This is a genomic window from Pseudomonas sp. MF6755, assembly GCF_016405635.1.
In the GTDB taxonomy this organism is placed as follows: domain Bacteria; phylum Pseudomonadota; class Gammaproteobacteria; order Pseudomonadales; family Pseudomonadaceae; genus Aquipseudomonas; species Aquipseudomonas haemolytica.
In genome coordinates, this window is sequence record NZ_JAEKDA010000006.1 from 298,120 (window position 1) to 320,817 (window position 22,698).

The 22,698-nt window shown below is 61.6% G+C and carries 16 protein-coding genes; 8 read left to right on the plus strand and 8 right to left on the minus strand.

Going from position 1 to position 22,698, the window contains the following annotated elements; all coding sequences use genetic code 11:
* Window positions 1-52: 52 nt before the first annotated feature.
* Window positions 53-307 (minus strand): hypothetical protein, encoded by a 255-nt coding sequence (locus JFT66_RS10140; protein ID WP_153838911.1) that lies wholly within the window; start codon window positions 305-307, stop codon window positions 53-55.
* Window positions 308-585: 278 nt separating this feature from the next.
* Entirely contained in the window at window positions 586-2,169 is a 1,584-nt protein-coding gene (locus JFT66_RS10145) for a peptide chain release factor 3 (RefSeq protein ID WP_034118071.1), read from the minus strand.
* A gap of 295 nt (window positions 2,170-2,464) precedes the next feature.
* Here JFT66_RS10145 and JFT66_RS10150 point away from each other — a divergent pair, with 295 nt between their 5' ends.
* From JFT66_RS10150 to JFT66_RS10170, 5 genes are all read left to right on the plus strand, one after another.
* Window positions 2,465-3,217, plus strand: coding sequence for an ABC transporter permease (locus tag JFT66_RS10150; protein WP_153838912.1), 753 nt, complete (start codon window positions 2,465-2,467; stop codon window positions 3,215-3,217).
* A 20-nt stretch (window positions 3,218-3,237) separates the two neighbouring features.
* Window positions 3,238-4,131 carry a glycine betaine ABC transporter substrate-binding protein gene (locus tag JFT66_RS10155; protein WP_034118070.1) on the plus strand — a complete coding sequence of 298 codons (894 nt, stop codon included), beginning with the start codon at window positions 3,238-3,240 and terminating at the stop codon, window positions 4,129-4,131.
* Between the two features lie 12 nt (window positions 4,132-4,143).
* The gene (locus JFT66_RS10160; RefSeq protein WP_034118069.1) at window positions 4,144-4,797 is read left to right on the plus strand and encodes an ABC transporter permease; all 654 of its coding nucleotides are present in this window, start codon (window positions 4,144-4,146) and stop codon (window positions 4,795-4,797) included.
* A complete protein-coding gene (locus tag JFT66_RS10165) occupies window positions 4,794-5,951 on the plus strand; it encodes an osmoprotectant ABC transporter ATP-binding protein OsmV (RefSeq protein WP_034118068.1) in 1,158 nt (385 codons plus the stop codon). The genes JFT66_RS10160 and JFT66_RS10165 overlap by 4 nt, the downstream gene beginning before the upstream one ends.
* Window positions 5,952-6,425: 474 nt before the next feature.
* Window positions 6,426-7,589, plus strand: a complete 1,164-nt coding sequence (locus JFT66_RS10170) for a type III PLP-dependent enzyme (RefSeq protein ID WP_198859200.1) — start codon at window positions 6,426-6,428, stop codon at window positions 7,587-7,589.
* A 70-nt stretch (window positions 7,590-7,659) separates the two neighbouring features.
* Here the strand turns inward: JFT66_RS10170 and JFT66_RS10175 are convergent, their stop codons facing one another.
* Both JFT66_RS10175 and JFT66_RS10180 read right to left on the minus strand, forming a co-directional pair.
* The gene (locus tag JFT66_RS10175; RefSeq protein WP_153838914.1) at window positions 7,660-8,409 is read right to left on the minus strand and encodes a tetratricopeptide repeat protein; all 750 of its coding nucleotides are present in this window, start codon (window positions 8,407-8,409) and stop codon (window positions 7,660-7,662) included.
* A 1-nt stretch (window position 8,410) separates the two neighbouring features.
* A complete protein-coding gene (locus tag JFT66_RS10180) occupies window positions 8,411-9,091 on the minus strand; it encodes a Fe2+-dependent dioxygenase (RefSeq protein WP_034118066.1) in 681 nt (226 codons plus the stop codon).
* A gap of 206 nt (window positions 9,092-9,297) precedes the next feature.
* Between JFT66_RS10180 and JFT66_RS10185 the strand changes: the two genes are divergently transcribed.
* Together JFT66_RS10185 and JFT66_RS10190 are read left to right on the plus strand one after the other, a co-directional pair.
* The gene (locus JFT66_RS10185) at window positions 9,298-11,583 is read left to right on the plus strand and encodes a TonB-dependent receptor (RefSeq protein WP_198859201.1); all 2,286 of its coding nucleotides are present in this window, start codon (window positions 9,298-9,300) and stop codon (window positions 11,581-11,583) included.
* Window positions 11,584-11,761: 178 nt separating this feature from the next.
* Window positions 11,762-14,245 carry a sulfite reductase flavoprotein subunit alpha gene (locus JFT66_RS10190; protein ID WP_332875116.1) on the plus strand — a complete coding sequence of 828 codons (2,484 nt, stop codon included), beginning with the start codon at window positions 11,762-11,764 and terminating at the stop codon, window positions 14,243-14,245.
* Window positions 14,246-14,317: 72 nt separating this feature from the next.
* Here JFT66_RS10190 and JFT66_RS10195 read toward each other — a convergent pair whose 3' ends face one another.
* Genes JFT66_RS10195 through ptsP form a run of 4 tightly spaced genes read right to left on the minus strand, consistent with a single transcriptional unit; the run spans window position 14,318 to window position 21,410 of the window.
* Window positions 14,318-15,859 (minus strand): alkaline phosphatase D family protein, encoded by a 1,542-nt coding sequence (locus JFT66_RS10195; protein ID WP_034118062.1) that lies wholly within the window; start codon window positions 15,857-15,859, stop codon window positions 14,318-14,320.
* Between the two features lie 44 nt (window positions 15,860-15,903).
* Window positions 15,904-17,619 carry a PTS fructose-like transporter subunit IIB gene (locus JFT66_RS10200; RefSeq protein ID WP_153838917.1) on the minus strand — a complete coding sequence of 572 codons (1,716 nt, stop codon included), beginning with the start codon at window positions 17,617-17,619 and terminating at the stop codon, window positions 15,904-15,906.
* 11 nt (window positions 17,620-17,630) lie between these two features.
* Window positions 17,631-18,551 (minus strand): 1-phosphofructokinase, encoded by a 921-nt coding sequence (gene pfkB, locus JFT66_RS10205; protein WP_198859202.1) that lies wholly within the window; start codon window positions 18,549-18,551, stop codon window positions 17,631-17,633.
* Entirely contained in the window at window positions 18,552-21,410 is a 2,859-nt protein-coding gene (gene ptsP, locus JFT66_RS10210) for a phosphoenolpyruvate--protein phosphotransferase (RefSeq protein WP_198859203.1), read from the minus strand.
* Window positions 21,411-21,702: 292 nt separating this feature from the next.
* Here ptsP and cra point away from each other — a divergent pair, with 292 nt between their 5' ends.
* A complete protein-coding gene (gene cra, locus JFT66_RS10215; protein ID WP_153838920.1) occupies window positions 21,703-22,698 on the plus strand; it encodes a catabolite repressor/activator in 996 nt (331 codons plus the stop codon).

Genomic DNA, 22,698 nt, shown 5'->3' on the forward strand with positions numbered 1-22,698 from the left:
GTTCATAACGTACACCGCCCGGCTAGCCGGGCGGATGTGTTTCTGGCTGGGGTTAAGTCTGGCTATCGCCTTCATCCGGATCGTCGCTGTCCGGCTCATCAGTGGTGGCGTCATCATCGTCCTTGCTACCGCCCTGGTCCTGGTCACCGGGTTCGGCCTCGGACTTGGCCAGTTGCAGATCGTGGCTATTCACCGCCGTCAGCGCAACACCGCCCTGCACCGGGTTATGCGCCCAGGCTGACGACATCCCCAATGACAACAGCCCCAGCACCTTAATCAACAGCACGACTCGTTGAACAATACTCATGGTCGATTCCGTCCAGTCAGTAAATGGGACCCGCACGGCAGTCATTAATTGCCGCCAGCGTTTAAGCTAGTCGCGATGCCGGATTACCGCCAATCTCCAGCCTTTTGGAGATCAAAATGTGGGAGGGGGCTTGCTCCCGATTACGGTGTGTCAGCTACAAATCAGCTGGCTGACACACTGCTATCGGGAGCAAGCCCCCTCCCACATTTGATTGCATTTCAAGCCAATAAAAAGGGCGAAGCCATCACAGCTTCGCCCTTCTCTCGACCGCTCAGACCTTAGTGGTGCTCACGGGTCGCACGGAACTTCACATCCGGCCAACGCTCTTCCATCAGCGCCAGGTTGACCCGGGTCGGGGCCAGGTAGGTCAGGTGACCGCCGCCGTCGATCGCGAGGTTTTCCACGGCCTTGTTGGAGAACTCTTCCAACTTCTTCTTATCGCTGCACTCGATCCAACGCGCGGAGTACACGGTGATTGGCTCATAGGAGCATTCGACCTTGTATTCTTCTTTCAAACGGCTGGCGACCACATCGAACTGCAGCACACCCACGGCACCGAGGATGATGTCGTTGCTGCGCTCCGGGAAGAACACCTGGGTGGCGCCCTCTTCGGCCAATTGCTGCAAGCCTTGGCGCAGTTGCTTGGACTTGAGCGGGTCACGCAGGCGCACGCGGCGGAACAGTTCCGGGGCGAAGTGCGGGATGCCGGTGAAGCCCAGCGCTTCACCTTCGGTGAAGGTGTCGCCGATCTGGATGGTGCCGTGGTTGTGCAAACCGATGATATCGCCGGCGTAGGCTTCTTCGAGCTGTTCACGCTCGGAGGAGAAGAACGTCAGGGCGTCGCCGATGCGCACGTCCTTGCCGGTGCGCACGTGGCGCATCTTCATGCCTTTTTCGTATCTGCCGGAGCAGATGCGCATGAAGGCGATACGGTCGCGGTGTTTGGGGTCCATGTTCGCCTGGATCTTGAACACGAAGCCCGTGAATTTCTCTTCAACCGGCTCTACGGTACGCTCGTTGGCGACGCGGGCCAGCGGTTTTGGCGCCCAGTTCACTACCGCGTCGAGTACGTGGTCGACACCGAAGTTGCCCAAGGCAGTACCGAAGAACACCGGGGTCAACTGGCCGTCGAGGAACTCCTGCTGGTTGAACGCGTGGCAGGCGCCCTGCACCAGTTCCAGTTGGTCGACGAAGCGGTCGTACTCGTCACCCAAGTGGGCCCGGGCTTCGTCGGAATCAAGCTTCTCGATGATCTTGACGTCAGTGCGCTCGTGGCCGTGACCGGCGGTGTAGACAATGATGTAGTCGTCAGCCAGGTGGTACACGCCCTTGAAGTCGCGGTAGCAGCCAATCGGCCAGGTGATCGGCGCGGCTTTAATCTTCAGGACCGCTTCAATTTCATCAAGCAACTCAATCGGGTCGCGGATATCGCGGTCGAGTTTGTTGATGAAGCTGACGATTGGCGTGTCACGCAGACGGCAAACGTCCATCAGCGCAATGGTGCGTGGCTCAACGCCCTTACCACCGTCGAGGACCATCAAGGCCGAGTCCACCGCGGTCAGGGTGCGGTAGGTATCTTCGGAGAAGTCTTCGTGGCCCGGGGTGTCGAGCAGGTTGACCATGTGGTCGCGATACGGGAACTGCATGACCGACGTGGTAATGGAAATACCCCGTTGTTTTTCCATTTCCATCCAGTCGGAGGTGGCATGGCGGTCGGATTTGCGGGATTTCACCGTGCCGGCCACCGCGATTGCCTTGCCCATCAGCAGGAGCTTTTCGGTGATGGTGGTTTTACCGGCATCGGGGTGGGAAATAATGGCGAAAGTGCGGCGTTTCGCGACTTCGGCGGCCTGGTGGGTCATGGGAAATCGCCTGGCAGGTGAGTCAAAAAAGGGCGGCGAGTATAGCGCAAACCGAGGGTTACAGACCACCGTTCACCCCATTGGGGGTGGCTAAATGCTCTCAAGTGTGGAACCTTTTAAAAGGTAGAGACGTCCACTCCCCTGCTACCGCACTCGGAACAGGGGCTGAAAAATCAGCAAGTTAGCCTGACGAGGCTGCGCTCATGGCTCGAACTCACACCGCATTGCCGGTATAGACGAGCTGCATTTCGCGACCACATACGCCGACAGCCAGGAATGGCATTGCCGCTCGGAAATGTGGACGCCGACAGAAGAAAAAAGGAGTCCGCCTGTGGCTATTCGCTATGGCAAAGGGCTGATAGGAGGAGCGGTTGTCGTCGCTCTCCTGGCCCTGCTGGTCCACTGGATCGGCATCAACACGATCGAACTGTACCGCGACGATTTGTTGTTTTACCTGCAAGCTCATCTGATTCTCGTCCTAGTCTCCATGCTGGCAGCCCTGATTGTGGGCATCCCCGCTGGCATCCTGCTCAGCCGACCGAACATGGTCGGGCGCGCAGAACGTTTCATGCAAATCTTCAACATCGGCAACACCGTCCCTCCCCTGGCCGTACTGGCCATCGCCCTCGGCGTCCTCGGCATCGGCAGCGGCCCGGCCATCTTCGCGCTCTTCCTCGCCTCCTTGCTGCCCATCGTGCGCAACACCTACGAAGGCCTGAAAAACGTCCAGGGCTCCCTGAAAGAAGCCGCCACCGGCATCGGCATGACACCGCGCCAGGTGCTGTTTCGCGTGGAGTTGCCCAACGCCGTGCCGATCATCATCGGTGGCGTGCGTGTAGCCCTGGCGATCAACGTCGGCACCGCGCCGCTGGCGTTCCTGATTGGTGCCAACAGCCTGGGCAGCCTGATTTTCCCCGGCATCGCCCTGAACAACCAGCCGCAACTGCTGCTCGGCGCCGCGTGCACCGCGCTGTTGGCATTGCTGCTCGACGGCTTGGTGACCATGGCCAGCCGTCTCTGGCTGGAACGCGGGTTGCGTCCGTCTTAAGGCTTGGCAAAGGAAATCACATGAAAAAACTGACGTTGATATTGAGCTGCGTCCTGCTGTTTGCAGGCATCGCGCAAGCCGCTGAAAAACCGGTGATCCGCATTGGCGCCCGGGTCTTCACCGAGCAGACTCTGCTCGCCGAAATCACCTCCCAATACCTGCGCACCAAGGGCTACGACACCCGCGTGACCGGTGGCCTGGGCAGCAACCTGGCGCGCAGTGCCCAGGAAAGCGGGCAACTGGACCTGATCTGGGAATACACCGGCGTATCCCTGGTGGCCTACAACCACGTGGACGAGAAACTCGACAGCGAACAGTCCTACGCCCGAGTGAAAGAACTCGACGCGAAAAAGGGTTTGGTCTGGCTCTCCCCGTCGAAATTCAGCAACACCTACGCGCTGGCACTGCCGGAAAACGTGGCCAAGGAGTTCCCGCAGATCAACAGCATCAGCGACCTGACCCAGGCCCTGGCCGAGCACACCAAGGAAAACCGCCTGGTGGCCCTGGACACCGAGTTCGCCAACCGTTCCGACGGCATGGGCGGCATGGTCAAGCTGTATGACATGAACCTGACGCGCAAAAACACCCGGCAGATGGACGCAGGCCTGGTCTACACCGCCCTGCGTAATGGCCAGGTGTTTGCCGGTTTGGTCTACACCACCGACGGTCGCCTGAACGCGTTCAAATTGAAGCTGCTGGCCGACGACAAGCACTACTTCCCGGACTACACCGCCGCGCCCGTGGTGCGCCAGGTGTATCTCGACGCGCACCCTGGACTGGCAGCCGACCTCAAGCCACTGGCCGCACTGTTCGATGATGAAACCATGCGCCAGCTGAATGCGCGGGTTGATGTCGACCATGAGAGCCCTTCCGCTGTTGCCGCAGACTTCCTGCGCCAACATCCGATCAACTAAGAAGGAGAAGACATGGAATTCCTGAACGCCTTTTCCCATCTTGATTGGGCCCAAGTGCTGCACCTGACCTGGCAGCACATCACCCTGGTCGGCATCGCGGTGATCCTCGCGATTGTCGTCGGCGTGCCCCTGGGCGTGCTGATGACACGCTTCCCGACCCTCGCCGGCCCATTGCAGGCCAGCGCCACGGTGCTGCTGACGGTGCCGTCCATCGCCCTGTTCGGCCTGCTGCTGCCGTTCTACTCCAAGTTCGGCCAGGGCCTGGGGCCTATGCCGGCAATTACTGCGGTGTTTCTCTACTCTCTGCTGCCGATCATGCGTAACACCTACCTCGCGCTGACCGGCGTCGAGCCAGGCATTCGCGAAGCCGCGCGCGGCATCGGCATGACCTTCGGCCAGCGCCTGCGCATGGTCGAGCTGCCCATCGCCGTACCGGTGATCCTCGCCGGCGTGCGCACCGCCGTGGTGATGAACATCGGCGTGATGACCATCGCCGCCACCATCGGCGCCGGTGGCCTGGGTGTACTTATTCTGGCTTCCATCAGCCGCAGCGATATGTCGATGCTGATCGTCGGCGCCGTGCTGGTCAGTCTCCTGGCCATCTTCGCCGACCTGCTCCTGCAATGGCTGCAACGCTCGCTGACTCCAAAAGGATTGCTCAAATGATCGAACTTCAAAACCTGTCCAAGACTTTTCAAAGCAACGGCAAGACCATTACTGCCGTCAACGATGTAAGCCTGACCGTCAACGAAGGCGAGATTTGCGTATTCCTCGGCCCATCGGGCTGCGGCAAGAGCACCACGCTGAAAATGATCAACCGCCTGATCAAGCCAACTTCGGGCAAGATCCTGATCAACGGCGAAGACACCACCGACCTGGACGAAGTGACCCTGCGCCGCAACATTGGCTATGTGATCCAGCAGATCGGCCTGTTCCCGAACATGACCATCGAAGAGAACATCGTGGTGGTGCCCAAGCTGCTCGGCTGGGACAAGCAGAAATGCCACGACCGCGCCCGCGAGTTGATGAGCATGATCAAGCTGGAACCCAAGCAGTACCTGCATCGCTACCCGCGTGAACTGTCTGGCGGCCAGCAACAGCGCATCGGCGTGATCCGTGCCCTGGCGGCCGATGCACCGCTGCTGCTGATGGATGAGCCGTTCGGCGCGGTCGACCCGATCAACCGCGAGATGATCCAGAACGAGTTCTTCGAGATGCAACGCGCGCTGAACAAGACCGTGATCATGGTCAGCCACGACATCGACGAAGCCATCAAGCTGGGTGACAAGATCGCCATCTTCCGCGCCGGCAAGCTGCTGCAGATTGACCACCCCGATACGCTGCTGGCGCACCCGGCCGACGAATTCGTCAGCAACTTCGTGGGCCAGGACAGCACCCTCAAGCGCCTGCTGTTGGTGAAGGCCGAAGACGCGGCGGACAATGCGCCGTCGGTCAGCCCGGAAACCCCGGTGGCCGATGCCCTGGAGCTGATGGACGAACATGACCGTCGCTACGTGGTGGTCACCTGCGCCGAGAACAAGGCGCTGGGTTATGTACGCCGTCGCGACCTGCACCGTCAGACCGGTACTTGCAGCCAGTACCTGCGTGAGTTCAACGCCACGGCAGCCTATGACGAGCATTTGCGCATCCTGCTGTCGCGCATGTACGAGTTCAACCGCTCGTGGCTGCCGGTGATGGATGCGGAGCGGGTGTTCCTCGGGGAAGTAACCCAGGAGTCGATTGCCGAGTACTTGAGCTCGGGTAAGTCCCGTGGGGGCAAGACCAGCATCGTCTCCCCTGCCGAGACGGCGCTCGCATGACCTGACGCGCCCCGTTCAACATGTGGGAGCGGGCTTGCTCGCGAATGCGGAGTGTCAGTCAACGGATGGATTGGCTGATACACCGCCTTCGCGAGCAAGCCCGCTCCCACATTGGATCTTCACAGTGCCTGAAACACCTCAAATTGCCCCCTCCGGGGAACATCAATCCGTCACACCGGTCGGTTACATAAGTAGCTGCACGCGGCCGCGCGACGAACGCGTGCAAAAACGCGACATTTTTAGTTGATCCCACGCCCGTCAAGCCCTAAAGTTCGCGCCGAACGTCCATGCTGGAAACGATCCATCCGGCTCAAGTACTGACGACGAGACAGCAAGGCCAAGGGAAGCGGTTATTCCCATGGCCTTTTTGCTTTCGGCGACATGCCTTGGGAAGTAGGCGAACCAAAGTGGGGATACGGAGGACGTTCAGTTGTACCCATTGATTAATACAGTTTGCCCCTAGGAGTCCCCAGCATGTCGATCAACGTCGAAGACTATTTCGCGCGCGCCACCTTTGACAAAATGAAGGCGTTCGCCGACAAGCAAGAAACCCCGTTCGTGGTGATCGACACCGCGATGATCAGCCAGGCCTACGATGACCTGCGCGCCGGTTTCGAATTCGCCAAGGTGTATTACGCGGTCAAGGCCAACCCGGCCGTCGAGATCATCGACCTGTTGAAAGACAAGGGTTCGAGCTTCGATATCGCCTCGATCTACGAGCTGGACAAGGTCACGGACCGCGGCGTCAGCGCCGACCGTATCAGCTACGGCAACACCATCAAGAAATCCAAGGACATTCGCTACTTCTATGAGAAGGGTGTGCGCCTGTTCTCCACCGACTCCGAAGCCGACTTGCGCAACATCGCCAAGGCCGCGCCGGGTTCGAAAGTGTATGTGCGTATCCTCACCGAAGGCTCGACCACGGCGGACTGGCCCCTGTCGCGCAAGTTCGGCTGCCAGACCGACATGGCCATGGACCTGCTGATCCTCGCCCGTGACCTGGGCCTGGTGCCGTACGGCATCTCGTTCCACGTTGGCTCGCAGCAGCGTGATATCAGCGTGTGGGACGCGGCCATCGCCAAGGTCAAGGTGATCTTCGAACGCCTGAAGGAAGAAGACGGCATTCATCTGAAGCTGATCAACATGGGCGGCGGCTTCCCGGCCAACTACATCACCCGTACCAACAGCCTGGAAACCTACGCCGAAGAAATCATCCGCTTCCTCAAGGAAGATTTCGGCGACGACCTGCCGGAAATCATCCTGGAGCCAGGCCGTTCGTTGATCGCCAACGCCGGTATCCTGGTCAGCGAAGTCGTACTGGTTGCACGTAAATCACGCACCGCCGTCGAGCGTTGGGTGTACACCGATGTGGGCAAGTTCTCCGGCCTGATCGAAACCATGGACGAAGCCATCAAGTTCCCGATCTGGACCGAAAAGAAAGGCGAGATGGAAGAAGTGGTCATCGCCGGCCCTACCTGCGACAGCGCCGATATCATGTACGAAAACTACAAGTACGGTTTGCCGTTGAACCTGGCGATTGGTGATCGTTTGTACTGGTTGTCGACCGGTGCGTACACCACCAGCTACAGCGCGGTTGAGTTCAATGGGTTTCCGCCGTTGAAGTCGTTCTACGTTTAAAAGCAGCAGCAAGCTTTAAGCTACAAGCTACAAGAAAAAACCCATGACGTTTCATGGGTTTTTTTATGTCTCAGGAGAGGCTCGTGGCGCGCTGTTGATAAGCCTCGGCCATGGCGCGAACCTGCGGATCGATGGCGACTGCCAGCGCCTTATGTGCCACCCGCAAAAACTTTAAATTCCCGCCAAGCAGTGCCTTACGCAGCCACTCCAGCGCCGTGTCGATCTGGGCTCTGTCCGCCAATACCGCCGCATAGCTGAACTGCCCACGAAAATCCCCGGCTTCGGCGGAGCGTCGGTACCACTCAATGGCCGCTTCCAGATCCCTCGGACAATACTGGCCGTCTTCCAGATAACGCCCCACCAGATTCATCGACTTGGCGTGGCCCTGCTCGGCGGCCTGGCGATAAAGCGCCAGCGCTTGGGCCTGGTCATGCACAACACCGCGTCCGGTCGCCAACAGGTTGGCGTAGTTGTACTGCCCCCAATCCAACCCGGCCTCTGCTGCGAGCCGATATTCGCGCGCAGCCGCCGCTTCATCCACGGCACAACCCCAACCATGCTCCAGGCAACGCCCGGCCATATTGCGCGCCATCGAATGCCCACCTTGCGCCGCGATGCGGAACCAGCGCAGCGCCAGTGCTTCATCGCGCGCAATGCCACGCCCTTCCAACAGGATTTGCCCAAGCAAGGCCTGGGCATCGAGCACGCCTTCCTTGGCCGCGATCAGGATCGCCTGAGCGGCGCGCACTGGGGAGTCGTCGAGCATGGACTGCAATTGTTCAACGTTGAGCACTTCTTCACGGCGCAATAAAAAGCCCATCTCAGACCTCGACCCAGCGGCGCAACAAGTTGTGATAGGTGCCAGTGAGCTGGATCAGTGCCGGGTGGTCAGGGACATCGCGGGTCAGTTGCTGAATGGCGCCGTCCATTTCGAACAGCAAGGTGCGTTGGCTGTCTTCGCGCACCAGGCTTTGGGTCCAGAAGAACGAGGCATAGCGCGTGCCACGGGTCACGGCGTTGACCTTATGCAGGCTGGAACCGGGGTACAGCACCATGTCGCCGGCGGGCAGCTTGACTTGTTGCAGGCCGAAGGTGTCCTGGATTTCCAGTTCGCCGCCGTCGTAATCCTCCGGGTCACTGAAGAACAGCGTGGACGACAGATCGGTCCGCACACGTTCATGGCTGCCTTTGGGTTGGCGCACGGCGTTGTCGATATGAAAGTCGAAACTGCCGCCAGCGGTGTAGCAGTTGAGCAACGGCGGGAAGACTTTGTGCGGCAGCGCCGCCGACATGAACAGCGGGTTCTGCCACAAGCGTTCCAGCATCGCCGCGCCGATTTCCTTGGCCAAGGGGTGGCCTTCGGGCAATTGCAGGTTGTGCTTGGCTTTGGCGGACTGATGCCCGGCAGTGATTTTGCCGTCGGCCCACTCGGTATTTTCCAGGGCCTGGCGAATGCGCAGCACCTCCTCGCGAGAGAACAGGCCGGGAATGTGCAGCAACATGGGGCGATACCTGAAATCGGAGAGGCACCAATGGTATTGATTCTTATCCACCCTGTAAAACCCAGGGGACGAACGAGCTGGCAAAAACCGTAAACAAAAAGTGTAAAGATTGTAAATTAAGTGCGAATAGCAATATCTCGCAATTGATACCAAGTCTTGTTGGGCCTATATTCCGCGGCCTCACATCCTTGGGGAAGGGACACGTCATGTCGCGCATTCTTATAAAAACACCGGCCAGTTCACCACGCATGCTGGCCTCGGCCATTGGCGTTGCCCTCAGTGCCAGCTCCGCCGCCCACCTGGCGCAGGCGGCGGAAAACACCGAGCAAAAAGGCGAGCGCAACCCTATCTCCCTCGGCGCCACCAACATCACCGGCCAGGAGCAGGACACCACCTCCTATCAGGTGGAAAAAGCCTCATCGCAGAAGTACACCGCGCCGCTGGTGGATACGCCGCGCTCGGTCACCGTGGTGCCGCAACAAGTGCTCAAGGACACCGCCGCCACCTCGTTGCAGGATGCCTTGCGCACCGTACCGGGCATTACCTTTGGTGCCGGTGAAGGCGGCAATCCGCAGGGCGACCGTCCGTTCATCCGTGGTTTTGACGCCCAGGGCGACACCTACCTGGATGGCGTGCGCGACACTGGCGGCCAGAGCCGCGAGATCTTCGACATCGAGTCCATCGAGGTCAGCAAAGGCCCGAACTCCTCGTTCGGCGGCCGTGGCTCGGCCGGTGGCAGCCTCAACCTGGTGAGCAAGACCCCACAAGCGCGGGACTTCACCAACGGCGGCTTCACCTACGGTTCCGACCAGACCCGCCGCTATGTACTCGACGTGAACCGCCAGTTCCTCGACAACGCCGCCTTCCGCTTGAACCTGATGAGCCACGAGCAAAACGTCGCCGGCCGCGATGCAGTGAATTACGACCGTTGGGGCGTGGCACCGTCGCTGACCTTTGGCCTGGGCACGCCGACCCGCGTCAACCTCAGCTACTACCACATGGAAAGCAACGACCTGCCGGACTCGGGAATTCCCTACGGCTACGGCAACAGCGGCGCCAAAACCGCCCACGTGCATGACAAGCCTACCGACGGCGGCGACAGCAACAACTTCTACGGTTTGAAGCACCGCGACTTCCGCGAGACGCGCGCCGATATCAGCACCTTCTCCATCGAGCACGACCTGAACGACAACATGACGCTGAAGAACACCCTGCGCCATGGCAGCACCGGCCAGGACTACGTGTTGACCCAGCCTGACGACAGCCAGCACAACGTCAACCAGTTCGGCACCGTATGGCGCCGCGCCAACACCCGCGTGACCACCACCACGACCACCACCAACCAGACTGACCTGTTTGGTAATTTCCAGTTGGCGGGCATGAAGCACTCGTACTCCACTGGCCTGGAATTCACCGGTGAAGAAACCCGCGCCAGCGGCTACACCGTGAGCCCGAATGCCAACCCGGTCTGCACCACGGCCAAGGGCAGCCTGGGCGGCCAGTGCACCTCGCTGAGCAACCCGAACCCGGACGATGCCTGGACCGGCAGCGTCGCGCGCAATTACAACGGCACCAATACCAAGGCCACCAGCCGCGCCGCCTACGTGTTCGATACCATCGAACTCGATCCGAAATGGCTGCTGAACGTCGGCCTGCGCTATGACACCTTCGACACCGAAGCCAACACCAACGCCGTCGCCGGGCGCACCAAGATCAAGGACGACAGCCAGTTCTTCAACTGGCAGGCTGGCCTGGTCTGGAAACCGCTGGAGAACGGCAGCATCTATGCCTCCTACGCGACCTCGGCCTCGCCAGCCGGTGGCCTGGTGGGTGAAGGCGCCGACGGCAACCCGCTGTCTGCCGGTGCCGCCACCAGCGACTTGCAGCCAGAAGAAACCGTCAACTATGAACTGGGCACCAAGTGGGACCTGTTCCACGACCGCCTGTCGCTGACCGCCGCGGTGTTCCGCACCGAGAAGAAAAACACCCGCATCCTGGTGGATGCCCTCACTTACCAGAATGGCGGTGAATCCCAGGTCGATGGCGTGGAACTGTCCGCCAGCGGCAAGCTCACCGATCAATGGCAAGTGTTCGCCGGCTACACCTACCTGGACAGCGAGCTGGTCAAATCCGGCCTCAACGGGCGTAACGGTGTGGTGAGTGCCGGCTCCAACAAAGGCAACCAGATGCCCAACACGCCGAAGAACGCCTTCAGCCTGTGGACCACCTACGACATCACACCGAAGCTGACCGTCGGCGGCGGCGCCTTCTACGTGGACGAGGTTTACGGCGACGCCGGCAACACCGTATACGTGCCCTCCTACACCCGCTACGACGCCATGGCCAGCTACAAACTGACCAAGAACGTCGACCTGCAATTGAACGTGCAGAACCTCACCGACAAGACCTACTACGACAAGGCCTACTCGGCGCACTTCGCCAACCAGGCGGCCGGTCGTACCGCACTGTTGACCACCAGCTTCCACTTCTAAAAGCGGTCAATGCCCGACCCAAGGCCCCACGCATCGGATGCGTGGGGCTTTTGTGTGTAAAACAGAATTTTTCTCGATAACCCACGGCATAATGCGCGCCGTGACATAGATATCCAGATGAGCGAGGCGGTCCGACGTGTTGAAGAAAACCCTGTTCCAGTTGCACTGATTTTTCGGCATCACTGCCGGCCTGGTGCTGGCCTTGATGGGGATCACCGGGGCTGCGTACTCGTTCCAGGATGAAATCCTGCGGGCGCTCAACCCCTCGGTCTTGAGCGTGCAGAAACGCGAAGCCGGTGTGCTGCCGCCTGCCGAGTTGGTGCGCAAGCTGAAGGCCACCGAAGGCAAGACCGTCTCCATGCTGTGGGTGGAAAGCGAAAGCGGCAACGCCGCCCGGGTGTTCTTCACTCCGCCAGCGGGCGAACGCCGCGGGCAGATGCGTTACTTCGATCCTTACACCGGCGACTACATGGGCGACGCCGTTGGCCAGGATGTATTCGGCTTTATCCTGCAACTGCACCGCTTCCTGGCCATGGGCGACACCGGGCGCAACATTACCGGCGCCTGCACCCTGATCCTGGTGTTTTTCTGCCTCTCCGGCCTGTACCTGCGCTGGCCGCGCCAGGTAGCGAGCTGGCGCGCCTGGCTGACGTTGGACTGGCGCAAAAAAGGCCGCAGCTTCAACTGGGATCTGCACTCGGTATTCGGCACCTGGTGCCTGCTGTTTTATCTGCTGGCGGCGCTGACCGGGCTGTATTGGTCCTACGACTGGTACAACCAGGGCGTGACCAAGCTGCTGTCCGATGCGCCGCAAAACGAGCGCATGCGCAAGCGCGGCCCACCGCCCGCAGGCCCTGCGCCGGTGGCCAACTACGAGGCGATCTGGAGCAGCATCTACAGCAACGCCGGCCCCGACTTGAGCGCCTACAACATCCGTATGCCGGCCGTCGCCGGGCAACCGGCCACCGTGTATTACCTGCTCACCTCATCGCCCCATGACCGCGCGCTGAACCAGATCAACCTGGACCCGGCCACCGGCGAGGTCAAATCCCATGAGCGTTACGCCAGCAAGACGCTCAAGGCGCAATGGCTGACCAGCGTGTATGCGCTGCACACCGGCAGTTACTTCGGCCTGCCCGGGCGCATCATCCTCACCGTCAGCTCGCTGCTCATGCCGTTGTTCTTTATCACCGGCTGGCTGCTGTACCTCGACCGACGCCGCAAGAAGCGCCAGGTGCGGGATGCCCGCAAGGGCCTGACGGCCAATCACAGCGATGCGTCGGCCTGGCTGATCGGCTTTGCCAGCCAGAGCGGCTTTGCCGAACAGCTTGCATGGCAAACGGCTGGGCAATTGCAGGCGGCTGGCCTGCCGGTGAAGGTGCAGCCTCTGGGTAGCGTCAGCCAGGACGACCTGAGCCAGGCGCAACATGCGCTGTTTGTGGTCAGCACCTTCGGCGACGGCGAAGCCCCCGACAACGCCCGCGGGTTTGAGCGCAGCGTGCTCGGCCAGGATGTGTCCCTCAATGGCTTGAACTACTCGGTACTGGCCCTGGGTGATCGCCAATACGAACACTTCTGCGGCTTTGCAAGACGCCTGCATTTCTGGCTGACCAACCAGGGCGGCAACCCATTGTTCGCTCCAGTGGAAGTCGACAGTGGCGACACCGAGGCCTTGCTGACCTGGCAACAACAATTGGGCCAACTCACCGGTCACGCGCCAGCGGCAGCTTGGCAGCCAGCCCAGTATGAAACCTGGACCCTACGCCAGCGCACCCTGCTCAACCCCGGCAGCGTGGGTGAAGATGTCTACCTGCTCGGCCTCACACCGCCCTCGCCGCACAGCTGGCTGGCCGGCGACCTGGTGGAAATCCTGCCGCGCAATTGCCCGTGGGCCATTGAGCATTTCCTCAATGGCCTGGGCCTGGCCGGCAGCGATGGCGTGCTGATCGACGGCCTGGCACACACCCTCGATCAAGCCCTGGCCACGCGGCAATTGCCGGACAACCGCACGCACCTGGTCGGCCTGCATGCCCAAGCCCTGGTGAACGCACTGGTGCCCCTGGGCATGCGCGAATACTCCATCGCCTCGATTGCCAGCGACGGCGTGCTGGAGCTGATAGTGCGCCAGGAACGCCACCCCGACGGCAGCCTGGGGCTTGGCTCCGGCTGGCTCACGGAACACGCGGCCATCGGGTCGGGCATCAGCCTGCGCCTGCGCCGCAACAGCGGCTTCCACCTGCCGGATGCGCCAGTGCCGCTGATCCTGCTGGGCAACGGCACCGGCCTTGCAGGCCTGCGCAGCTTGCTCAAGGCGCGCATTGCCGAGGGCCAACAGCGTAACTGGCTGCTGTTTGGCGAACGCAATATCGCCCATGACTACTTGTGCCAGGACGAACTGCAAGGCTGGCTCGCCAGTGGTGACCTGGCCCTGCTCGACCTGGCGTTTTCCCGCGATCAGCAAGAGAAGATCTACGTACAGGACCGCCTGCGCGAATCGGCGGATGTGCTGCGTAAATGGCTGGCGGACGGTGCCGCGATTTATGTGTGCGGCAGTCTGCAGGGAATGGCGACGGGGGTGGATCAGGCGTTGGTGGATATCCTGGGCAATGAGGCAGTGGAGCGCTTGATTGAACAAGGCCGCTATCGCCGGGATGTCTACTGAAGACCTGAAGGAACACACATCAAACTGTGGGAGGGAACAAGCCCCCTCCCACAGTTTTGATCGCATTCCAGGTCAAGCCGGTTGCAGTTTTTGCTCGAACACTGAGACCCCATCAAGATCCCGCAAAATCACGGTCAACTCCGCCGTCTGCCCATCAATCTGCACCTCACCAAAAAACTGGAAGCCAGCAAGCGGCGAGGTGTTTTGCGCGGGCGGTGCTTTCTCGAACACCACCTGCGGGCCAAAGGTTTTATCCAGCGGATTAGGCCCGAAGCTCCCGGCATTCAACGGCCCGGCGACAAACTCCCAGAACGGCTCGAAATCCTGGAACGCCGCCCGATCCGGATGATAGTGATGCGCCGCGCAATAGTGCACATCGGCCGTCAGCCACACATGGTTGCGTACCTGTTGCGCTCTTAAAAAGCCCAGCAGCTCGGCGATTTCCAGCTCACGTCCTTGCGCCGGGCCGGGGTCGCCGTTGGCGATGGCTTCCCAACGCGGCACACCAGGGCTCACCTCACCATCGGGCACACCCAGGCCGATGGGCATGTCGGCGGCGATCACCTTCCACTGCGCTTGCGAGGCCTTGAGTTCACGCTTGAGCCAGTCCAGTTGTTCGCGGCCGAGGAAGGGTTTCTCGCCGCCCAGGTTGTCGTCATTCGGCCCGCGATAGCTGCGCATATCCAGCACAAACACATCCAGCAGCGGCCCATAACTGAGCTTGCGATAAATACGCCCGCCGCCATCGGCGCTTTGCCGGCGCATAGGTGAATATTCCAGCCAGGCCTGGCGTGCTCGGCCAACCAGCGTGTTGATGTCCCTGGTCTGGTAGCGCTCATCCAATTGCTTGCTGGGCGACCAGTTGTTCACCACTTCGTGGTCATCCCACTGCCAGATCTGCGGCACCTCGGCGTTGAAGCGGCGCACGTTTTCATCCAGCAGGTTATAGCGGTAATTGCCGCGATACTCATCGAGGGTTTCAGCCACTTTGCTCTTGGCTTCGGTGGTGATATTGCGCCAGATACGCCCGCCTTCGACGGTCAGTTGCGCCGGCACCGGGCCATCGGCGTAGATGGTGTCGCCACTGTGGATAAAGAAGTCCGGCAGGCGCTGTCGCATGGCTTCGTAGATGCGCATGCCGCCGATATCCGGGTTGATGCCGAAGCCTTGGCCGACGGTGTCGCCGCTCCACACAAAGCGAATGTCGCGACGCGCTTGTGGCACGCTGCGCAAGTGGCCGAACCAGGGTTCGCTGGCGACGCCGGTCTGGGCGTCCTCGAAGTGCACGCGGTAGAAAATTGCCTGATCCACCGGCAGCCCGGTGAGTTCGACACGGGCGGTAAAGTCGGTGCGGATGTCGGCCAACGGCGAGATGAATTTACGCGGGTTGCTGAACACACTGCGCGTGTCCCACTCCACCACCATTTTGGCGGGGCGATCGCTACGGCTCCAGATCATCGCGCGGTCGCCGAGCAGGTCGCCGGATTGCACCCCGTCAGTGAGTTGCGGCCGGTCCTTGACTGAAGCGATCACCGCCGGCGCCAGGCCCGGTAACAACAGGCCGGCGCCCACGGCTTGCATCACGCGGCGACGGCCGAGATCGAAGTGGCTCATGCAGGTGCCCTCTTGAATATCAAAAGGGCCACTTAAGCATGCAGTTATGACACCGGTGCGACAGCCAGCTCGACAGCTTCCGGCCGCTTGATCAACGCATACACCAACCCGGTCAAGACACTGCCCGCCACAATCGCCAGCAAATACAACAACGCATGGTTCATGGCATTCGGAATCACCAGCACAAACAAGCCGCCATGGGGCGCGGCGAGTTTGCAGCCGAAGTACATCGACAGCGCACCGGTCAGGGCACCACCGGCAATGCTGGCCGGGATCACCCGCAACGGGTCTTTGGCCGCGAACGGGATCGCGCCTTCAGAGATAAAGCACAGGCCCAGCACCATTGCGGCCTTGCCGGCTTCGCGCTCGGTCTGGGCGAACTTGCGCCGGGCCAGCAAGGTGGCGATACCCATGCCAATCGGCGGCACCATGCCGGCGGCCATGGTCGCGGCCATCGGTGCACCGCTTGAGGCGGCCAGCAGGCCGACGGAAAACGCATACGCCGCCTTGTTGATCGGCCCGCCCAAGTCCACGCACATCATGCCGCCAAGCAAAATGCCCAGCAGCACCGCGTTGGTGGTGCCCATGGTGCTGAGAAACTCCGTCAGGCCGCTGAGCAGCCGCGCCACAGGCGGGCCGACCAGGTAGATCATCACCAGGCCGGTGAACAGGCTCGCCAGCAACGGGATGATCAGGATCGGCTTGAGTGCTTCCAGGCTCTGGGGCAATTGCACCGCACGGCTGATCAACTTGACGCAGTACCCCGCGACAAAGCCGGCGAGGATACCGCCGATAAATCCGGCCCCCAGCGTACCCGCCAGCAACCCGCCGATCATGCCCGGCGCCAGGCCAGGACGATCGGCAATCGAATACGCGATATAGCCCGCGAGCAGCGGCACCATCAGCATGAATGCCTGGTCACCGACGGTTTTCAAGGCCGCCGCCAAGGTGCCTGGTTCTTCAAAGGCATGAATGCCGAACACGAATGACAAGGCGATCAACAAGCCCCCCGCCACCACCATCGGCAACATGTACGACACGCCAGTGAGCAGGTGTTTATAGACGCCGGTCTTCTCCGACTTGGCCGGCGCGCCATTGGCTGCGCTTTCCACCGCGCCTTCGGCCAGGGCCTTGTTGAGGATGGCTTCGGATTGCTTGAGGGCAATGCCGGTGCCACAGCGGTAGATCTTCTTGCCGGCAAAACGCTCGGTGGCGACTTCGATATCGGCCGCCAGCAACACCACGTCGGCCTGGGCGATGGCCTCGGGGCTCAAAGGTGTGCGGGCACCCACCGAGCCTTGGGTCTCGACCTGCAAGTCGTAGCCCAGGCGTTTGGCGGTCTGCTGCAAGGCTTCGGCGGCCATGAAGGTGTGGGCCACACCGGTCGGGCACGCGGTAATCGCGACGATACGCGGCGCATTTTTCGCCGCCACCGGGGCGTCGGCGGCGACATAGACCTGGGCCTCTTCGGCGCCGCGGCGCAATACCGCCTCGACATCCGCCAAGGCCTGGGCCGGCGTGGTCTGGAACACGCGCTTGCCGACAAAACGCTGCATATCCACTGGTGTGCTGCTGACCAGAAGCACCCATTCGGCGTCGTCGAGGGTGGCCTGGGACAATTGGCGTTCGGGGCGCTGCACATCCACGACTTCAACACTGGTGCTCCACCCCTGGCGCTGGGCGGCGGCGTCCAACAAGCGGGCGCACAGCACACTGGTGACCATGCCATTCGGGCAGGCGGTAACAATGGCTAACTTCATCACAAACCCTCTTATTGTTCTGTCAACGCGCGCACTACGACGCCGCTTTCGAGCTGCGCCAATTGCGCGTCATCGCTGATGCCGAAACCGATCTGCGTCACCGCCATCGCGGCAATCGCCGTGGCGCGGCGCAGTGTCTGCTCGGGTGCTTCGTCGCTGAGCAAACCGTGGAGCATGCCGGCCAACAACGAATCGCCCGCGCCCACGGTACTGGCCACCGCCACCTTGGGCGGCGTGGCGTGCAGCGCCGCACCCGGGCAGTACCAGGTCACGCCTGCGGCACCGTCGGAAACCACCACATGTTCAACGCCGTGCTGATGCAGTCGGCTGATTGCATCGGTGGAACCCTCCAAGGCTTCGGCCAACTCTTCGGTATTGGGTTTGACCAGCCAGGGGCCCGCTTGCAAACCGGCACGCAGCGCTTCACCGCTGGTGTCCAGGGCGACTTTCAAACCGAGGTCTTTCAACTGTTGCAACAGCCCTTGAAACCACTGCGGGCTGACACCACGCGGCAAGCTGCCGGCCACCACCACCGCATCGAATTGCGGGCCGATCATCGCGATCCGCTTGAGCAGTGCTTTTTGCGCCTCATCACTCACCTGCGGCCCCGGCGCATTGATGTCGGTGACCCGGCCATCCTGCTCGGCAATCTTGATATTGCTGCGGGTTTCGCCAGGTACGCGAACGAACGCATCGCCAAACCCACGGCGGGCGATCAGCGCATCGAAAGCCTGGGGGTTCGCGTCACCGAGAAAGCCGCCAACGCTGACGTCATGGCCAAGGTCCGCCAGCACTTGCGCCACATTCACGCCCTTGCCCGCCGCATGGGTAAGCATCGTTTCACTGCGATTGACGGCACCCGGTTCCAGGCGCGCCAGGCGTACCGTGAGGTCCAACGCCGGGTTCAGCGTCAGGGTCAGAATCTTCGCCATCTACACGGCCTCCACAAGGGCACGCACTTGCGCGGCAGAACCCACCGCCAGTGCTTTTTGAGCCAGGCCCTGGGCCTCGCTCAGACTGAATTCACGCACCCGCGCCTTCACTTCAGGAATGCTGCGGGCCGATACACTCAACTCATCCACACCCAGGCCGACCAGCACCGGCACCGCCAGTGGGTCCGCCGCCAACTCGCCGCAGACGCCCACCCATTTGCCGTGGGCATGGGCAGCACGCACGGTGATGTCGATCAGTTGCAAGACCGCCGGGTGCAAGCCATCGGCCTGGGCCGACAAGGTCGGATGGCCGCGGTCGATCGCCAGGGTGTACTGGGTCAGGTCATTGGTGCCGATGCTGAAGAAGTCGACTTCCTTGGCCAGTACCGGCGCCAGCAAAGCGGCCGATGGCACTTCGATCATGATGCCCAGTTGCAAATCGGCGACCGGGATTTCCAGGCGCAGGCGCTCGGTCATGTCGCGGGCTGCGCGCCATTCATCCACGCTGCCGACCATCGGGAACATGATGCGCAGCGGGCGGTTATCCGCCGAACGCAGCAGCGCACGCAGTTGCGCTTCCATGATCTGCGGGCGTTGCAGTGTGAGGCGGATGCCGCGCACGCCGAGGAAGGGGTTTTCTTCCTGGGCGATGGGCCAATAGGGCAAGGGTTTATCGCCGCCCACATCGAGGGTACGCACCACCAACGGGCGGCCGTTGAGGCCGTCAAGTACGCGACGGTATTCGGCTTCCTGGGTGGCTTCGTCTGGCGCTTGGGGGTGCGCCATGAAAATCAGTTCGGTGCGCAGCAGGCCAATGCCTTCGGCGCCCTGCTCCACCGCACTGGCCACCCCGGCGCTTTCGCCGATATTGGCGAACACTTCCACGGCGTGACCGTCACGGGTCAGCGCCGGTTCGTGGCGCTGGGCCGACGCGGCTTGCAGGCGTTGTTCGCGGGTGTCGCGCTCGACGGTGGCGCGTTGCAGGGTGGCGGTGTCCGGATCGACATGCAGGCGACCGCGTTGGCCGTCGAGCAACAGCGGCGTGCCGGCGTTCAGCAGCAACACCGCCGCGCCTGCGCCGACCAGGGCGGGAATGCCCAGGGCGCGGGCGACGATGGCGCTGTGAGCGGTGGCACCGCCCCTGGCGGTGAGGATGCCGGCCACGCGGGCCGGGTCCAGGCGGGCCACGTCCGAAGGGCCGACTTCATCCATCACCAAAATGTAGGGTTCGCTGGGCTCCTGCACGGTTTCAACGCCGCACAGTTGCGCCAGCACACGGCGGCCGATATCGCGCAGGTCGGCGGCGCGCTCGGCCAGCAAGGCGTCCTGCAACGCTTCCTGCTGCTTGGCGGCAGCTTCGATCACGCTCATCCAGGCAGCTTCGGCACTTTCGCCTTGCTTGAGGCGGGTGTCGACTTCATCGGTGAGTTCCGGGTCGTCGAGCATTTCCTGGTGGGTGATGAAAATCTCGCGAATGGCCTTGGCCTGGCTGCGCTCGATCAGGCCCTGGATATCTTGGCGCACGTCGCTCAAGGCCGTGTGCAGGCGCTGGCGCTCAAGCCCGGCGGACTCACCGCGCAGCGGGTAATCAAACAGCTGTGGAACCTGGATATGTGCCGGGCCAATGGCGATACCCGGCGCGGCGGCGATAGCCTGGAGCTGGCTGCCACTCAATGGCGCGCTGAGCACGGGCTCGATATCGACCTGGGCGGGTTGCGCGCTCACGCTCGGCAGCGGCTCGACGTCTTCGCCAAGGCCCTCTTCGACAGCGGCCAGCAGCGCGGGCAATGCATCGCCGGCAACTGTCGGCTCGGCAACAAACTCCAGCACCTGGCCGCGACGCGCGCCGAGGCTGAGCAACTTGCTCAGGCTTTTGACCGACACTGCGCCCACTGGCCCATCGACGATGCGCACGCGGATATCGCCGTCAAAACCTTTCGCCAACTGCGCGAGGATCTTGGCCGGGCGCGCATGCAGGCCGTGGGCGTTGGCCAGGGTGATGCGGGCGCTGGGCCAGTCCGGCGGCAATTCGCCGCCCAGCACTTCCAACACTGCACGGCGGCTGGTGGCACGCCCCAGTTCCTGGCCGCGCCCTTCAATCAGCAAGGCGCACAAGCGTTCAAGCAGGGTCTGGTGGGCTTCACCGAGGCTCGCCAGGCAGAACAGACCGTGCAAGGGCTGGCCGAGGTAACGCATGGGTTTATCCGGTGTGACAAACGCCAGGCCCGGGCGCTTGACCGTCTGTTCACTGTGCAACCACCACAGGCCATCGCCCAGGGGCAGCGCGTCGACCTGTTGCAGCACCGCAGCAAAACCATTACTCACGCAGTCGGCCTGGCGCAGCAGGCGTGCGCCGCGCCACACCAACTCTTCAAAATCATCGGCAGACACGCCCAGGCTGATCATCTGCGCATCCAGCGCCAATTCCTGGGGGGCGCCTTGCAACAGCTTCAACAAGGCTTCGGCGCTGCCGGCCCGACGCAGTGCCTGGCCCAAATCGGTTTCACCGAGGGCGCGGGTCAGCAGTTGCAGCAGCCGCAAGTGTTCATCGGATTTAGCCGCGATGCCAATCGCCAGGTAGACCACCTGGCCGTCGCCCCAGTCCACTCCTTCGGGGAACTGCAACAGACGCACCCCGGTGGAAAACACCTGGTCGCGGGTTTCTGGAGTGCCGTGGGGAATGGCAATGCCTTGGCCGAGAAAGGTCGAGCCTTGGGCTTCACGGGCTTGCAAGCCACTGAGATAACCCTCGGCGACCAGGCCATCGGCCACCAACTTGTCAGCGAGCAGGTGCAAGGCAGCAGATTTATCCACAGCCACCTGGCCCATGGATATCTGCTCTACAGTGAGCTCAAGCATGCCGTTCTCCTAGTTAGTGCGGCGTGCGCACTAGGTATTGTTTTGAATAAATCAGCGCGAGACGTTCAAAATAACTGACTGAGTGGTCAATTGGCAGTAGTCACTCAGTGGCGAACATCGTAAAAATACGCCTGCTGAAACGTTTAATCTAGAATTTATGGCAGATTACGCGTTAATTACGCAAGCTTGAAGGACCACTCGGCGCTTGCCTTGGGACATTGGTCGTATGCTGGAATCGGTTACGATTGGACAAAATGTCGGGGCACGCTCTAAAAAACAAGGAAATCCCGGTTTGAAACTCAGTGATATCGCACGTCTGGCCGGTGTGTCCGTAACCACCGCCAGCTACGTCATCAATGGCAAGGCCGCACAGCAACGCATCAGCACCGCAACCGTTGAGCGTGTGCGTGCCGTGGTCCAAGCCCATGGTTTTACTCCCAACCCCCAAGCCGCCGGGCTGCGCAGCCGGCATACGCGTACGCTGGGGTTCATCCTGCCAGACCTGGAAAACCCCAGTTACGCACGCATCGCCAAGTTGTTGGAGCAAGGTGCGCGGGCGCGGGGCTATCAGTTGCTGATTGCCAGCTCCGATGACGAAGCCGACAGCGAACGCCAACTGCTGCAACTGTTCCGTGCGCGACGTTGTGATGCGCTGTTCGTCGCCAGTTGCCTGCCGGCCAGCGATGACAGCTATCGCGAGCTAAAAGCCAAGGGCTTGCCGGTGATCGCCATCGACCGGGTCATGGAGCCGAGCCAATTCTGCTCGGTGGTCAGCGATGACCGCCAAGCCTGCCAGCAACTCACCAGTAGCCTGCTGCAACCGCTGCCCAAACAAATCGCGCTGATCGGCGCACACCCCGAGCTGAGCATCAGCCAGGAACGTGCCGCAGGTTTTCGTGAAGCGCTGCAGGGCTTCACTGGCGATGTGATCATCGAACAGGGCGAAGCCTTCAGCCGTGACTGCGGCCGACAGTTGATGGAGCAACTGCTGCAACGCCTGGGGCATTTGCCGGATGCGCTGGTGACGACTTCCTACGTGCTGCTGCAAGGCGTGTTCGACGCACTGCATGACTTCCCCCTCAGGTCGCGACCGCTGCGCCTGGGCACCTTCGGCGATACCCAACTGCTGGATTTCCTGCCGCTGCCGGTCAACGCCATGGCCCAGCAACATCAACTGATTGCCGAGACTGCCCTGCGCCTGGCCCTGGCCGCCATTGAGGAGGAGCAGTACCAACCTGGTGTCCATGCGATTGGCCGGACCTTCAAGCAGCGTATTCACGAGGCCTGA

Bases quoted from the DNA above. Each gene is read 5' to 3' on its own strand.
- JFT66_RS10155 (WP_034118070.1), top strand. From the start codon at position 3,238: ATGAAAAAACTGACGTTGATATTGAGCTGCGTCCTGCTGTTTGCAGGC.
- JFT66_RS10150 (WP_153838912.1), top strand. From the start codon at position 2,465: ATGTGGACGCCGACAGAAGAAAAAAGGAGTCCGCCTGTGGCTATTCGC.
- JFT66_RS10145 (WP_034118071.1), bottom strand. From the start codon at position 2,169: ATGACCCACCAGGCCGCCGAAGTCGCGAAACGCCGCACTTTCGCCATT.
- JFT66_RS10170 (WP_198859200.1), top strand. From the start codon at position 6,426: ATGTCGATCAACGTCGAAGACTATTTCGCGCGCGCCACCTTTGACAAA.
- JFT66_RS10165 (WP_034118068.1), top strand. From the start codon at position 4,794: ATGATCGAACTTCAAAACCTGTCCAAGACTTTTCAAAGCAACGGCAAG.
- JFT66_RS10200 (WP_153838917.1), bottom strand. From the start codon at position 17,619: ATGAAGTTAGCCATTGTTACCGCCTGCCCGAATGGCATGGTCACCAGT.
- JFT66_RS10140 (WP_153838911.1), bottom strand. From the start codon at position 307: ATGAGTATTGTTCAACGAGTCGTGCTGTTGATTAAGGTGCTGGGGCTG.
- JFT66_RS10195 (WP_034118062.1), bottom strand. From the start codon at position 15,859: ATGAGCCACTTCGATCTCGGCCGTCGCCGCGTGATGCAAGCCGTGGGC.
- JFT66_RS10180 (WP_034118066.1), bottom strand. From the start codon at position 9,091: ATGTTGCTGCACATTCCCGGCCTGTTCTCTCGCGAGGAGGTGCTGCGC.
- ptsP (WP_198859203.1), bottom strand. From the start codon at position 21,410: ATGCTTGAGCTCACTGTAGAGCAGATATCCATGGGCCAGGTGGCTGTG.
- JFT66_RS10185 (WP_198859201.1), top strand. From the start codon at position 9,298: ATGTCGCGCATTCTTATAAAAACACCGGCCAGTTCACCACGCATGCTG.
- pfkB (WP_198859202.1), bottom strand. From the start codon at position 18,551: ATGGCGAAGATTCTGACCCTGACGCTGAACCCGGCGTTGGACCTCACG.
- JFT66_RS10175 (WP_153838914.1), bottom strand. From the start codon at position 8,409: ATGGGCTTTTTATTGCGCCGTGAAGAAGTGCTCAACGTTGAACAATTG.
- JFT66_RS10160 (WP_034118069.1), top strand. From the start codon at position 4,144: ATGGAATTCCTGAACGCCTTTTCCCATCTTGATTGGGCCCAAGTGCTG.